Source organism: Acidocella aromatica (assembly GCF_014201825.1).
Classification (GTDB): Bacteria; Pseudomonadota; Alphaproteobacteria; order Acetobacterales; family Acetobacteraceae; genus Acidocella; species Acidocella aromatica.
Genome location: NZ_JACHFJ010000004.1, coordinates 1 through 14,039, shown reverse-complemented (window position 1 = coordinate 14,039; position 14,039 = coordinate 1). Strand labels below are relative to the sequence as shown.

At 60.1% G+C, this 14,039-nt stretch carries 14 protein-coding genes; 8 read left to right on the top strand and 6 right to left on the bottom strand.

Annotated features, from left to right (window positions below; all coding sequences use genetic code 11):
- Nucleotides 1–23: 23 nt before the first annotated feature.
- Together paaI and paaK are read left to right on the top strand one after the other, a co-directional pair.
- A complete protein-coding gene (paaI, locus tag HNP71_RS06305; protein WP_183266042.1) occupies nt 24–524 on the top strand; it encodes a hydroxyphenylacetyl-CoA thioesterase PaaI in 501 nt (166 codons plus the stop codon).
- 20 nt (nt 525–544) lie between these two features.
- Nucleotides 545–1,885, top strand: coding sequence for a phenylacetate--CoA ligase PaaK (paaK, locus tag HNP71_RS06300; protein ID WP_183266041.1), 1,341 nt, complete (start codon nt 545–547; stop codon nt 1,883–1,885).
- 26 nt (nt 1,886–1,911) lie between these two features.
- On the opposite strand, the gene HNP71_RS06295 is transcribed toward paaK, so the two are convergent.
- The 5 genes from HNP71_RS06295 to paaG form a co-directional block, all read right to left on the bottom strand.
- Entirely contained in the window at nt 1,912–2,514 is a 603-nt protein-coding gene (locus tag HNP71_RS06295; protein WP_183266040.1) for a TetR/AcrR family transcriptional regulator, read from the bottom strand.
- A 100-nt stretch (nt 2,515–2,614) separates the two neighbouring features.
- Nucleotides 2,615–3,205, bottom strand: a complete 591-nt coding sequence (locus HNP71_RS06290) for a TetR/AcrR family transcriptional regulator (protein WP_183266039.1) — start codon at nt 3,203–3,205, stop codon at nt 2,615–2,617.
- 79 nt (nt 3,206–3,284) lie between these two features.
- The gene (locus HNP71_RS06285) at nt 3,285–3,593 is read right to left on the bottom strand and encodes an EthD family reductase (protein ID WP_183266038.1); all 309 of its coding nucleotides are present in this window, start codon (nt 3,591–3,593) and stop codon (nt 3,285–3,287) included.
- Nucleotides 3,594–3,603: 10 nt separating this feature from the next.
- Entirely contained in the window at nt 3,604–5,628 is a 2,025-nt protein-coding gene (paaZ, locus tag HNP71_RS06280) for a phenylacetic acid degradation bifunctional protein PaaZ (RefSeq protein ID WP_183266037.1), read from the bottom strand.
- A 16-nt stretch (nt 5,629–5,644) separates the two neighbouring features.
- Nucleotides 5,645–6,433 (bottom strand): 2-(1,2-epoxy-1,2-dihydrophenyl)acetyl-CoA isomerase PaaG, encoded by a 789-nt coding sequence (gene paaG, locus HNP71_RS06275; protein WP_183266036.1) that lies wholly within the window; start codon nt 6,431–6,433, stop codon nt 5,645–5,647.
- Between the two features lie 158 nt (nt 6,434–6,591).
- Here paaG and paaA point away from each other — a divergent pair, with 158 nt between their 5' ends.
- The 5 genes from paaA to paaE are packed head-to-tail and all read left to right on the top strand — an operon-like array spanning nt 6,592 to nt 10,179.
- On the top strand, nt 6,592–7,578 hold the full coding sequence (paaA, locus tag HNP71_RS06270; RefSeq protein ID WP_183266035.1) for a 1,2-phenylacetyl-CoA epoxidase subunit PaaA: 987 nt from the start codon (nt 6,592–6,594) through the stop codon (nt 7,576–7,578).
- A gap of 1 nt (nt 7,579) precedes the next feature.
- On the top strand, nt 7,580–7,864 hold the full coding sequence (gene paaB / locus HNP71_RS06265) for a 1,2-phenylacetyl-CoA epoxidase subunit PaaB (protein ID WP_183266034.1): 285 nt from the start codon (nt 7,580–7,582) through the stop codon (nt 7,862–7,864).
- A complete protein-coding gene (gene paaC / locus HNP71_RS06260; RefSeq protein WP_183266033.1) occupies nt 7,864–8,586 on the top strand; it encodes a 1,2-phenylacetyl-CoA epoxidase subunit PaaC in 723 nt (240 codons plus the stop codon). The genes paaB and paaC overlap by 1 nt, the downstream gene beginning before the upstream one ends.
- A 4-nt stretch (nt 8,587–8,590) precedes the next feature.
- Complete coding sequence (gene paaD / locus HNP71_RS06255; RefSeq protein WP_183266032.1) at nt 8,591–9,082, top strand: 1,2-phenylacetyl-CoA epoxidase subunit PaaD; 492 nt, start codon at nt 8,591–8,593, stop codon at nt 9,080–9,082.
- Between the two features lie 11 nt (nt 9,083–9,093).
- A complete protein-coding gene (gene paaE, locus HNP71_RS06250; protein WP_183266031.1) occupies nt 9,094–10,179 on the top strand; it encodes a 1,2-phenylacetyl-CoA epoxidase subunit PaaE in 1,086 nt (361 codons plus the stop codon).
- An 844-nt stretch (nt 10,180–11,023) separates the two neighbouring features.
- On the opposite strand, the gene HNP71_RS06245 is transcribed toward paaE, so the two are convergent.
- Nucleotides 11,024–12,901 carry a sigma-54-dependent Fis family transcriptional regulator gene (locus HNP71_RS06245; RefSeq protein WP_221246657.1) on the bottom strand — a complete coding sequence of 626 codons (1,878 nt, stop codon included), beginning with the start codon at nt 12,899–12,901 and terminating at the stop codon, nt 11,024–11,026.
- Between the two features lie 491 nt (nt 12,902–13,392).
- On the opposite strand from HNP71_RS06245, the gene HNP71_RS06240 reads away from it, so the two are divergent.
- Complete coding sequence (locus HNP71_RS06240) at nt 13,393–14,004, top strand: thiolase family protein (RefSeq protein ID WP_183266029.1); 612 nt, start codon at nt 13,393–13,395, stop codon at nt 14,002–14,004.
- Nucleotides 14,005–14,039 lie beyond the last annotated feature (35 nt).

Below are 14,039 nucleotides of genomic sequence, written 5' to 3'. Positions count from 1 at the left end.
AGCAAACTGGGGTGTAGAACGAGATGGGCCTACCAAGTACAGCGCCGAACGGCAGCGCCCCGCATCGGGCGGACCCACAGGCGACCGCCGAGCTGGCCGCCAAAACGCTATGGACCACCGACCGCGCCGCGCAGGAACTCGGCATTGAACTGCTCGCCGTCGGCCCCGGCACGGCGACACTGGCCATGACCGTGCGGGAAAACATGGTAAATGGCCATGAGACCGCGCATGGCGGTTTCATCTTCGCGCTGGCGGACACCGCCTTCGCCTATGCCTGCAATTCGCACGGCCATGTCACTGTCGCAGCGCAATGCGCCATCACCTTCATCCGCCCTGGCAAGCGGGGTGGACGGCTGATCGCCGAGGCGCGGGAGGTTTCCCGCTCGGGCCGGTCAGGTATCTACGATGTGCGCATCAGCGCCGATGACGAGGTCATTGCCGAGTTTCGCGGTCATTCGCGCACCATTGGCGGTTCGTTCATACCAGCTTCCGGCGTGCCCGGTGGCGCAGGCGAACCTATCTAAGCAGATAAATGGAGGGGATAATGTCCACGGCTTTTTTAGAACGGACGCCTGACCGGTCCATCACCAACGGACTTGACGCCGCCGAACGCGCCTCGCGGGACGAGATACTCGCCCTGCAGCGTGAGCGCTTGGCCTGGACCCTGCGCCACGCCTACGAAAACGTGCCGCACTACCGCGCCGCGTTCGATGCGGCCGGCGTAAAGCCTGAGGATTTCAAGGAGCTTTCCGATCTTCGGCATTTCCCCTTCACGGTGAAAACCGACCTGCGCGACAATTACCCGTTCGGGCTTTTTGCCGTACCGCGCGAGAAAATCGCACGGCTGCATGGGTCATCGGGCACAACCGGCAAGCCTGTTGTCGTCGGGTACACGCAGAATGACATCGACATGTGGGCCGACGTGGTGGCTCGTTCATTGCGCGCGGCAGGCGTGAGGCCGGGCATGACGGTGCATAACGCCTATGGTTATGGCCTGTTCACCGGCGGGCTTGGCGCACATTACGGGGCCGAACGCCTGGGTTGCACCGTGGTGCCCATTTCCGGCGGCATGACCGAGCGGCAGGTGCAACTGATCCAGGATTTTCGCCCCGACGCGATCATGGTGACGCCGAGCTACATGTTCACCCTGCTCGACGGATTCATCAAGGCCGGGATCGACCCGCGTGAAACCTCGCTGCGCTTTGGCATCTTCGGCGCCGAGCCATGGTCCAACGCCATGCGCCTGGAGATAGAGAAATCCTTTGGCCTCGACGCCACCGATATTTACGGCCTCTCCGAGGTCATCGGCCCCGGCGTGGCGCAGGAATGTGTCGAGACCAAGGATGGGCTGCATATCTGGGAGGATCATTTCTACCCGGAAGTGATCGATCCTTACACTGGCGAAGTGCTGCCGGATGGCGAAAAGGGCGAACTGGTGTTCACCTCGCTCACCAAGGAGGCATTCCCGATTATTCGCTATCGAACCCGCGACCTTACGCGCCTGCTGGCTGGCACGGCCCGGCCCGGAATGCGCCGCATGGAGAAGGTGACAGGCCGTTCCGACGATATGATCATTCTGCGTGGAGTTAATGTCTTCCCAACGCAAATTGAGGAGCTGCTGCTCGCGACCCCCTGGTGCACCGGGCATTATCAGCTTGAACTCACACGCAGCGGGCGGATGGATGATCTGACGGTACATGCCGAGGTCAGAGGCGAAATGTTTGATGGCCTTGATGTGGACCGGGCAGCGCAGGATCTGATCCGGCGGATCAAGGCCAATCTTGGTGTTACCACCTACGCGGTACTGCATGAGCCGGGCGGAGTTGAACGCTCGGCCACGGGCAAGGCCAAGCGGGTGGTGGATCGTCGGCCCAAGGATCGGTAACGAGAGCGCCCCGGGCTGTGCTGTCCTTACCCTGGGGCTATTGCCTCTTTGCCGCCGCAGATGATCAACTGGCAGGCCATGCGCGCATAGTCGGCGCGAGAGAAGCCGCGCCCTTCGCGGAACCACAGATAATGCCAGTTGATCATACCGAACCATGCCATGGTCAGCGGCTTGAGCGTGGTGGTTCCGGCAACGCCAGGTACGACCTGGCTGATTGCTTCGGCGACAGGCGTCACCAAGGAACGTTCAAGACCGCGCAGCACGGCCTGCTTGTCCTCCGGCAGCAAGCCTAGATTGGCAATCTGCACCTGGTGTTCGGCATAGGCATCGCGGTACGCGTCGAGCAGGGCCTCTCCAATGGCGAGCAGACGGGGGGCGCCGGGAGGTGCTGTCGCCACGACAGCTTCCATGAGTGCAACCAGCCTGATCAAATGTGCATGCAGGATGTCGAACAGAACCGCCTCTTTGTCAGGGTAATAATGGTACAATAATGCCTTTGAGACACCGCAGGCTTTGGCGATCATGCTGATCGAGGTACCGGTATACCCGTGCTGCGCGAAAAGCTGGGCAGCCTGATGCAGGATCAACTCCCGCTTCTCGACGTAATCCTGGGCGCGCGTCCGGGCCATCAGCCTGGAATATCCTTGTCAACCGTCATGCTACCGACCCTTATTAATCGTTCGGTCGATCAATGCAGCCCGGCCAAGCCTCATGTCAAATGGTCAGCCCTTATGCAGGCAAGCCGCCCAGAAACATGTCCGTCGCCATATCGGCGATGGCTCCGCTCTTCACCGGACCGTTCGGGTCGAACCAGATATGCGTCCAGTTGAGCATCCCGAAAAACATCATGACAATGGGCCGGCGCAGGGTGGGGTTATCGCTCAGATGAGGCCGCAGCTCGATCAAAAGCCGGTCCACCACATCTATCACCAGGCGCTGCTGCCGCACGATTTCGGCGCGCCGCTCAGGCGGGAGGTTGCTCAGCTCGTTGAGCAGGATCTTCTGGTCAACCTGGGCACCGTTGTAAAGGCGCATCAATTCATGCGCCAAATGCCGTAGCCTTGTTTCGGGCGCACCTCCCTCGGCCTCGACCCGCTGCGCCGCCTCGACAAGCATCTGCACATGCGTATCCATCACATCGAAGAGGATGTCCTCCTTCGAAGGATAGTAATGGTAGATGAGCGATTTCGATGTATCGCAGGCTTCGGCGACGGCCGCGATCGAGGCGCCAAGAAAGCCTTTCTTGGCGTAAAGCTCCGCCGCAACGTCCCGGATCATGTCTCGGCGCTTATCGTAATCCGCCGATTGCGTTCTCGCCATGCAAAGCCCTTCTCACGCGGCACCCCCGCCGCCCGCCTTAATATCCTGCGACAGGATGCACCGCCAGACCGGTCGGTGATCAGGTTTCGGTCATCGCCAGCATGGTGAACAGCCCCTTGGCGAATTGCATGGCATCCCGCCCGGCTGCACGGTTCTCGGGCGAGGCCATGGCGGCGTCGAACGCGGCCTGATCGGCGAAATGCAGTTCCGCGATCATGAAATAGGCTGGCTCGCCACCCATCGGGTTCTGGTCCACACGGTTGACCAGAACCTTCTGCAGCCCCGGAATTTTCGTCACCAGCGGCAGATGCACCTCGCGGTAATGCGTCCAAAACGCCGCCTCATCCTCGGGGCGGCGGTAGAAAACCATGAGTTTTACTGTTGCCATATTCCCCTCCTCAGATCGCGTTCATGGTCAGCAACTCGTAACTCGCCACCGTGTCATCGTCCTGATTGGTCACCAGCGCGTCCCAGGTCACTTCGCCATATTCGGCATTGCGCTGGTTCTTGGCCTTGGCGGTGAGGCGTACCTTGATGGAATCGCCCGGCGAGACGGGTTTGAGGAAACGCAAATTTTCCAGCCCGTAATTGGCCAGCACGGGGCCAGGCGCGGGGTCCACGAACAGCCCGGCAGCGAAGGAGAGGATGAGATAGCCATGCGCCACACGGCCGGGGAAAAACGGATTGGCCGCGGCAGCCTCTTCGTCCATATGCGCGTAGAAGGTGTCGCCGGTGAAATTGGCGAAATGCTCGATGTCATCGAGCGTGATGACGCGCAACGGGCTGGTGAAGGTCTTGCCCAAAGCCAGCTGGGTGAAGCTCTCGCGGAAAGGATGGACCGTGTTCTCCAGCTCCGGCGCCCCGGAAATCCAGCGGCGGGTTACGGCACTCAAAATCCGCGGTGAGCCCTGCAGGGCGGTGCGTTGCATATAATGCTTCACGCCACGGATACCGCCCATCTCCTCGCCGCCACCAGCACGGCCAGGGCCGCCATGCACCAAAGCGGGCAACGGCGAGCCGTGCCCGGTGGATTCCCGGGCGCAGTCGCGATCATTGATAAGTACACGGCCATGGAAGGATGCTGCGCCCTCAACCACAGCGACCGCCACATCTGGGTCATGGGTAAAGAGCGACATGACCAGAGACCCGGCGCCGCGATTGCACAGCGCAATGGCGTCGGCGAGATCCGTATAGGGCATCAGCGTGGAAACCGGGCCAAAGGCTTCCATTTCATGCACATTCCGCGCCGCCCACGGGGCATCACAACGTAACAGCACGGGCGAGATGAACGCGCCATCGGCATCGGTTCCGGGGGGCGGGATGTTCGGGTCCCCAAACACAATCGTCGCATCCTCGGCCAGCTTGGCAATGGTCCCACGCACGTCACGCAGCTGCGATGTGCTGATGAGCGCGCCCATGGTCACGCCGTCCTGCACCGGGTTACCAACCACCACTTTCTCCAAGCGGGCACGCAGGGCGGCTTCCACGGCGTCCATCAGCGCACTGGGAACAAAGGCTCGGCGGATGGCGGTGCATTTCTGCCCAGCCTTCACTGTCATCTCGCGGACGATCTCTTTTATAAACAAATCGAACTCGGGCGTCTCGGGCGTTGCATCCGGCCCCAGCACGGTGGCGTTCAAACTGTCGCGCTCGGCGACAAAGCGTACGCTCTCACGGGCGATGACGGGATGGTTCTGCAGCTTCTGCGCCGTTGCCGCCGAGCCGGTGAAGGAGACGACATCCTGACCGGTGAGATGGTCAAACAGATCACCGGTAGAACCGGCGATGAGCTGCAGCGCGCCTTCAGGCAGCAGCCCGGTCTCGACCATGATGCGCACGCAATGCTCGGTGACATAGGCTGAGGCAGTCGCGGGCTTCACGATCGCCGGCACGCCGGCCAGCAGCGTCGGACCAAGCTTCTCCAGCATACCCCAGACGGGGAAGTTGAAGGCGTTGATATGCACCGCCACGCCCTGCAACGAGGTGTAAAGATGCTGGCCGACAAAACTGCCGCGCTTGGAAAGGGCTTCCACCCCGCCATCAATCAGCACGCGGTCGTTGGGCAATTCGCGGCGGCCCTTGGAGGCGTAGGTGAACAGCGTGGCGGCACCGCCCTCAATGTCGATCCAGCTATCGGTCCGCGTGGCGCCGGTGTGGGCAGAAAGGGCATAGAGCTCCTCTTTGCGGGCGTTGATGGCGTCAGCCAAACCACGCAGGATCTTGGCGCGTTCATGGAAGGTCAGCGCGCGCAGAGCAGGCCCACCCGTTTGGCGGGCGTAGGCGGCGGCGGCGGCAAAGTCGATGCCTGACGAGCCGATCTGCGCCACAGCCGCGCCGTCCAGCGCCGAGGGAATCACGCTCAGCCCGGTGGAAGCCGTGTACCAGCCGCCCAAAATATAATTCTGAAGAACAGTGGAGGTCATGGTCATGCTCCGATTTCTAGCGGCCTTGAAAATTGGGTTTGCGCTTAGCGATGAAAGCGGCGACGCCTTCCTGATAATCCGCCGTGCGGCCAAGACGGCGCATGGTATCGCGCTCAAGATCCAGCTCCTCGTCCAGGCTGTGCAGCCAGCTGGCGCGGATCATCTGCTTGGTTGCGGCCAGCCCCGCCGTGGGGGCTTGCTGGAACTGCGCCAGCAGCGCCTCCACCGTCGCGCCAAGCGCGTCATCCTCCACCGCCTCCCAGATCAGCCCCCATTCGGCGGCCTGGGTAGCGGAGATGGGCTTGCCGGTAAGCGCCATGCCCAGCGCCCGCGCCTGACCGGCGAGGCGCGGCAACACCCAGGTACCGCCTGAATCCGGGATCAGCCCGATATTGGCGAAGGATTGGATGAACTTGGCACTGCGCGCGGCGATCACGATGTCCCCCGCCAGGGCGATGCTGGCCCCTGCCCCAGCCGCCACGCCGTTCACCGCGCACACCACGGGAAAGGGCAACGCCACCAGCCGGCGAATGAGCGGGTTGTAGAAACGTTCCACAGAGTCTCCGAGATCGACGCTCTCGCCCGGCGTCACGGCACGGTCAGCGAGATCCTGCCCGGCACAGAATCCCCGCCCGGCACCCGTGAGGAGCAAGACACGCATATCCGGAGCGGCCTCCAGTGCGCTCAACGCCTCGGCCACCTCCTGGTGCATCCGCACGGTAAAGCTGTTCAGCCGCTCGGGGCGGTTCAGCGTCAGCCGGCCAACGCCGTCAGTGATCGAAAACAGGATGGTTTCAAAGGCCACGATACAACGCCCCCGGTGATTCAGTTTTGTGGTTCTGGCTTCTACTCCATAACCATATCCGTCCGGTCGGTCAATTAATTCAGCCCACGCGATCGAAAATAAATCGATTGACCGGTCAATTTATTAAAGCTAGGCTCACCACTAGTGGAGGAGCCATCATGTACACAGTCGATTATTCAAAACCCCAGGACGCGCGCGCAGCCCAGGTTGAGGATGCCGACCGGCTTGCCGCCTTCGACGCCCGCGTCGCCGCCGATGATTTCATCGAGCCAAAGGATTGGATGCCCGAGGCCTACCGCAAGACGCTGATCCGCCAGATCTCACAACACGCCCATTCCGAGGTTGTCGGCATGTTGCCCGAGGGCAACTGGCTCACCCGCGCCCCCTCGCTCCGCCGCAAGGCCATTCTGCTGGCCAAGATCCAGGATGAAGGCGGACATGGGCTGTATCTTTACTCCGCCGCCGAGACGCTGGGCGTCACCCGCGAGGAGCTGATCGAGGCATTGCATTCCGGTCGCGCGAAATACTCCACCATCTTCAACTACCCAACGCTCACCTGGGCGGATATCGGCGCCATCGGCTGGCTGGTGGACGGTGCGGCGATCATGAACCAGGTGGCGCTGCAACGCACCTCCTACGGCCCTTATGCCCGCGCTATGGTGCGCATCTGCAAGGAGGAAAGTTTCCACCAGCGTCAGGGCTACGAGGCGCTGATGGTGCTGGCCAACGGCACGCACGCCCAGCGGCGCATGGCGCAGGACGCGCTGAACCGCTGGTGGTGGCCATCGCTGATGATGTTCGGCCCGCCGGACGACAACTCGCCGAACTCGGCGCAGTCCATCCGCTGGCGCATCAAGCGCGAAACTAATGACGAGTTGCGTCAGCGTTTCATCGACGCCACCGTGCCCCAGGCCGAGGCGCTGGGCTTGAGCATCCCCGATCCCGCGCTGAAGTGGAATGAAGCCACGCAGCACTACGATTGCGGGCAGATCGACTGGGAGGAATTCTACGCCGTGGTGCGCGGCGAAGGGGCGACCGCGAAAGACCGCATCCAGGCGCGCATCGACGCCTGGGAAAAGAACGCCTGGGTGCGCGAAGCCGCCCTGGCCCACGCCGCGAAACGTTCAACGAAACAGGCAGCCTGACATGAGCAATGTAACACCGATCTGGGAAGTTTTTGTCCGCGCGAAGAATGGTCTTTCACACCGCCATGTCGGCAGCGTGCACGCCGCCGACGCCCGCGGCGCGGTGGAGGCGGCGCGCGACGTCTATACCCGCCGCGCGGAAGGCGTCAGCCTGTGGGTTGTTCCCTCCAGCACCATCATCGCCTCCGACCCCGGCGAGGCCGCAGCTCTGTTCGCCCCGGCGGAAGATAAGATCTACCGTCATCCGACCTTCTATGTCGTCCCTGACAACGTGAAGCACATCTGATGTCACAGACCTTCACGCTCTCCCCCGCCGAACTCGCCCTGCGCCTGGGCGACGACGCGCTTATCCTCAGCCACCGGCTCTGCGAATGGTGCGGCCATGCACCAACGCTGGAGGTTGATCTCGCGCTCTCCAATATCGGACTGGACCTGCTCGGGCAGGCGCAATTCTTTCTCAACTATGCCGGTGAAATGGAAAATGCGGGACGTGACGCCGATGCTCTGGCTTATCACCGCGATGAGCACGAGTTTAAAAACTGCCTGCTGACGGAGCAGCCCAATGGCGATTTCGCCCGCAGCATCGTACGCCAGTTTTTTTTCTCGGCTTGGCAGCAGTTGCGCTTTCACGAGCTGGCAAAGTCAGGCGACGCCACTATGGCCGCCATTGCCACAAAAGCCTTGAAGGAGATCGCCTACCATGTGCAGTTCGCCGCCGAATGGGTTGTGCGGCTGGGCGATGGCACGGAAGAGAGCAAATGCCGCGTGGCGGACGGCATCTCTTGGTCCTGGCGTTTTGTAGATGAACTATTCACCGGCGAAGACGCCGCCCTGCGTCCCGCCTGGGAGGCGCGCGTGCGCGCCACGCTGAACGAAGCCGGGCTCGACCTCCCTGCCCCGGTGCGCGGCATCACCGGGGGACGCGAGGGACGCCATTCGGAGTATCTGGGCCATCTTCTGGCGGAGATGCAGTATGTCCAGCGCTGCCACCCCAACGCACAGTGGTAGCGCCATGGCAGCGGATGCCAACGGCCTAGCGGAACGCGTTTTCACCCTGCTCTCCGCGGTGCCTGACCCTGAAATTCCCGTCATCTCGCTGACGGATCTCGGGATCATCCGCGAGGTCAGGCCGGGTTCCCCCGCGGAGGTGGTCATTACGCCCACCTACTCCGGCTGTCCCGCGTCCATCGCCATTCAACTCAGCATCCGCCAAGCGCTGGACGCCGCCGGGCTGGCCGACATCCAGATCAGAACCGAGCTTTCCCCGGCCTGGACGACGGATTGGATCTCCGAGGCTGGGCGCCAGAAGCTCCTGGCTTACGGCATCGCCCCGCCGGAAAGCGCCGAAGCCAGACTGAAGCTTAAAGGCGACGCTCCGGCGATCTGTCCGCAATGCGGCTCCGCGCGCACCCAGGAGATCAGCCGGTACGGTTCCACCCCCTGCAAGGCGTTGTGGCGCTGCCTCGACTGCGCCGAACCCTTTGATCGCTTCAAATGCATCTAGTTGGATCTTCCATGACAAGCACCAAAAACCAATTTCATTCCCTGCGCATCCGCGACGTCCGGCGGGAAACCCCAAGCGCGGTCTCCATCAGCTTTGACGTTCCCGCACCGCTGCAGCCGCAATTCAGCTTCAAGGCGGGGCAGTATCTGACGCTGAAGGCCGATATCAACGGTGAGGATGTCCGCCGCAATTATTCGGTTTGCGCCTCGCCACTGGATGGCGAGTTGCGCGTGGCCATCAAGGCGCTGCCGGGCGGACGTTTTTCCACCTACGCCAACCAGACGCTACGCGCGGGGGATGTGCTCGAAGTCCTTCCCGCATCGGGCCATTTCACCACCGAATTCGCGCCCGGCCAGACGCGCCACTACGCGGCTTTCGCGGCGGGGTCCGGCATCACCCCTGTGCTCTCGCTGATCAGGACCGCGCTGCAAACCGCGCCATCCAGCCGCTTTACGCTATTCTATGGCAACCGCCACAGCACCGACATTCTGTTTCTTGAAGAACTGGCCGGGCTCAAAAACCTCTTCATGGAACGCCTGGAAGTGTTCCACTTCCTCTCCGCGGAAGAAGACGACATCGCCCTGTTCAACGGCCGCCTTACCCTTGAGAAATGCAACGAGATCCTGCGCACCCTCATCAACCCGGCGGAAATTGACCTGTTTTTTATCTGCGGGCCGGAGGGCATGATGCTGGCGGCCGAAGCGGCGTTGTTGGAAGCGGGCATCGAGCCAGCGAAAATCCTGCTTGAACGCTTCGCCGCAGCCGGAGAAAGCCCCGCCCACAGCGCCCAAGCCCGTGAAGCCGCGCAGGCCGCCGCAGGCCGGAAGATCGGCGTGGTGCTGGATGGCCGCAAATCGACCGTGACCTTCAATGCCGAGTTGGGAAATATTCTCGACAGCGTGCGCGCCGCCGGAATGTCCGCTCCTTATGCCTGCAAGGGCGGCGTCTGCGCCACCTGCCGAGCCAAGGTGATCTCGGGCAGTGTCGAGATGCTGCTTAATTACGGCCTCACCGATGACGAGGTGGCGCAAGGTTATATCCTCACATGCCAATCGACGCCGAAAAGCGATGACGTGGTGATCAGCTACGATAGTTGATGCTGATTTTTGGTCGAGGCCCTGTGCGCCAGAGCGGCGCAGGGACCAGACACACCGTCCTCAGTCTAACAATTAGACTTCGAGGATTTGCCACGTTCGACCATTAGCAGTCAGGCACTCCAAGTGAATCTGAATTGCCCCAACTCTGCGCTATCGGAACGCGCCGTTTACCGCCACCACAACATTTTGTTTTCATGATGTAATTTCCACAAAAGCCAATCCATTTTTGCTTGACACTCTGCTGGTCACATCAGCGCGCGCTATAGTTCGCAATGAACAGCATTATATATTTCAATGGCTTATTTCTGGTTGTGGCGGCCGGATTTGAACTGACGACCTTCAGGTTATGAAGACGAACGGAAATTAATAAATTCTTCAATTATATTCATGATTTTTGTTGAATCATATGCACATTACCCTAGAAGCTACACTTAAAAATCGCGGGCGTTTGTAATTTTCGTCCAAAAGCGCCCTAATCGATCAGGTCTCACCACAAGAACCGGGAAAAGCACCTGGCGCAACGCCGACACCGTCCGAATTATTCACGCCCCTCTTCTCCATCATTGCTTATGCACGGCACATCGAGGAGCAGCGGGAGTGCCGCTGGCCGATGGTAATAGATCACCACCGGGGAACGTCATACTTGCCAAAGCATTCCGGCAAATCGCGCCAGCCATAATACGCTACGGCAGCAACTGGCCGTGTACGGACGGAGCATATCCGACATTGCTGCCAAGCTCGGCTACGCCGAGACAATTACCTTCACCCGGGCCTTCACAAGCTGACACGGCGTTTCCCCACGCCAATGGTAGACACAACGCAAGAGTAGCCCGGCATCAGGCGTTCATGCACCCCGAGCCGACGAGGCTCGATGAATGCCGTATCGCTTCATTTTTTCGTAAAGCGTGCTTTTGGCAATCCCCAGTGTCCCGGCAGCGCGGGTCAAATTTCCGCCTTCAGCCTGGATGGCCGCCAGGATCGCCTGCCGTTCACTGTCGGCAAGCCGCCCCCTAATTCCAGCGGATATCATGGTTGCCGGCGCAGTATCCTCGCCCCAGCCAGCAGACATAAAAAATTCCGGCGGAAGATCATCCACAGTCAGGGCATCACCAGTGGAAAGCAATACCATGCTCTCCATGAGGTTACGAAGCTCGCGCAGATTTCCTGGCCAGGAATAGGACTGAAAAATCTCCAATACCTCCGGCGAAGGATATTTCGGCTGCACGCCGTAGCGCCGGGCCGTGGCATCGGCAAAATGCCGGGCCAATAGCAGCATGTCCTCCCTACGCTCCGCCAGCCCCGGTAAATGCAGGACCGTAACCGCCAGACGGTAGAACAGATCCATGCGGAACTTGCCCGCGGCGACGTCCGCGCGAAGGTCGCGGTTGGTGGCGGCGATTAGCCGCACCGAGACCTTGCGCGGCTTGTTTTCGCCCAGGCGATAGACTTCGCCACCTTCCAATACCCTCAAGAAATGCGTCTGTAGTTCCAAAGGCATCTCGCCGATCTCGTCCAGAAACAGCGCCCCCCCGTTCGCGGCCTCGAACTTGCCTATCATGCCGCCACGTCGCGCGCCGGTAAAGGCGCCTTCCGCATACCCGAACAATTCGCTGGCCAACAGGTCACGCGTCATACCGCCGCAATTCACAGGCACGAATGGGCCACCGGGATTAGTACCGCCTTCGTGCAAAGCACGGGCGAAGACCTCTTTACCCGCGCCGGTCGGGCCCATCAGCAACACGGGAACCGTCAATCTGGCGAGTTGCTGGGCCTTGTTTTTCACCTTAAACAGCGCCTGGCTGGCGCCGACAATGGCATCAAAGGGCGCGGCTGGAGTCTTTACCACGGTCTCCGGCACTTCCTGCGGCATGACAGGCATTGGCCGGGGCGCATGCGACGGGAGGGCAAGCACCGTACCCAGGCGCTCATTGCGGTCGACAACAGGCTCGACCCAGTCCAATTTGAGCCACGACGGAAGGCGGCGCGGCAGGGCTTCGCCTCGGCCGATATCGAGCGCCTCGCAGGCTTTCAGGTCCAACCCCAATCCGCTCAGGAAAATGCTTGCATCCTCGTTGGCGCGGACCAGACGCCCCCGACGGTCGAAAATCACCAGCCCATTGCTGCTCCAGCGATTGCTTCGGCCGTAAGTCATCTCCAGCAACCGGGCCCGCTTTTCCATTTCAATCTTAGCGAGGCGGCTTTCGATGCGGCCAGCACCGGTGACCGCAAGCGCCAAGCAATGCGTATTATGGCTGCCGCTGAGACCAGAAATATCCAATATTCCAACTATCTGGCCGTCATAAGGGTCGCGAATAACATTCGCCGAGCAAGTCCAACGCTTGATCGTGGCGCAGTAATGCTCCTCCGCGCAGATCTGCACCGGCTGCCCGGAAGCCAGAGCCGTGCCTATGGCATTCGTCCCGGTTTTCGTCTCTCCCCAGATGCCCCCGGGCACCAGCTGAATACCCAGCCCCTTATCCTTGGCGCCCTCATCACCCTCCATCCACAGGATGACACCTTCAGAATCCGTCAGCACCATAACTGTTCCTGACTCATGCAGGAACTCCCGCGCATGTTCCATCACGGGCCGGGCCGCTTCAATCAATTCCGCATGACGCTGGCGGAGCGAGTACAAGCCATCTCCGGCCACGGCGAGAGGCGCTGCCCCCTGTCGCGGATTCACACCCTGCTCCAGGCAGCGGCGCCAGGAATCCTCAATCAACCGACGGACGGCCGCCTGCGGAACCTCGCCATCTGATATGAACTTTTCCCACGCCCTCACTACAGGCCGGCCACCGCCAAGCCGGACGGATGGGAGCCGAGCAGCTTCCCGCTTCATACGAATCCTCCGGGAGAGCCGCACCATACACTCCCCATTTTGTCTTTGCGCTATTTCAAACCATTTTGCTCACAAGCTGTAAATAAATTTCTTTAAAAGCCCTTGACCAACCGCGCACCACTCGACTGCCAGCGCAATCATGCCATACCTACGCGGCCGAATTTCGGACACGAGCACGAAACGCGAACGCCCTGCGATCGGAAACCACACCACAAAATTCAATTTTTATTTTTAATCCAACAAGTTAATAAAGCGCATTGCATCCACAGCCTTTTTGGCATGACGATTGCTAGAACCGCCATTGTCATTAACCCCCCCCTCGGGGGTTGCCTCTTTCGGACGGAACAACACAGAAAATCGCAGGAGCGTTTTTTATGTCGCCATGCATTGTCGGTTTCTCTTGCGGCAAACTTGAAAAACTCGAGAATGAATATTTGAAAAGCCTGATCGTTCAGGCTGTAGCTGACGCGATTGCCAAAACAGCACTTGAGCCTATTGATATAGACGCAATTTACATTGGGGCCATGACTGCAGACCTATGCCGCCATGAGTTTCCTGCGTCTCTGATCCTACAAGCCTATCCTGATCTTCATTGTAAGCCAGCAACACGTGTCGAGAACGATTGCGCCACAGGCTCCGCTGCGATTTACCAGGGATTTTCATCGATAGCTGAAAAAAGTGTACGTTTTGCTTTAGTGGTCGGCGCAGCAAAAATAAAACATCTCAGCAGTACAACTATGGGAGATGTACTCATCAAAACCTCCTACATACCGGAAGGAGTTAAGATATTATTTGGTTTTGTCTGCGTATTCTCGAACATCACAGATCTTTATTTTGAAAAATACAGTATTCAGTTTGACACACTTGTACGAATCCCTGCAAAGAACCATCGAAACGGTGCATGCAACCCAAGCTCTTGTCTCAGTGGTGACGTGCTCCCCTTTTTGTTCGCGCTCAGGCGCAGTGTCTTTCCCCTTCATGCTTGATGGTTGAGGTGGTTTCAATGTGCCCTGGGGCATGC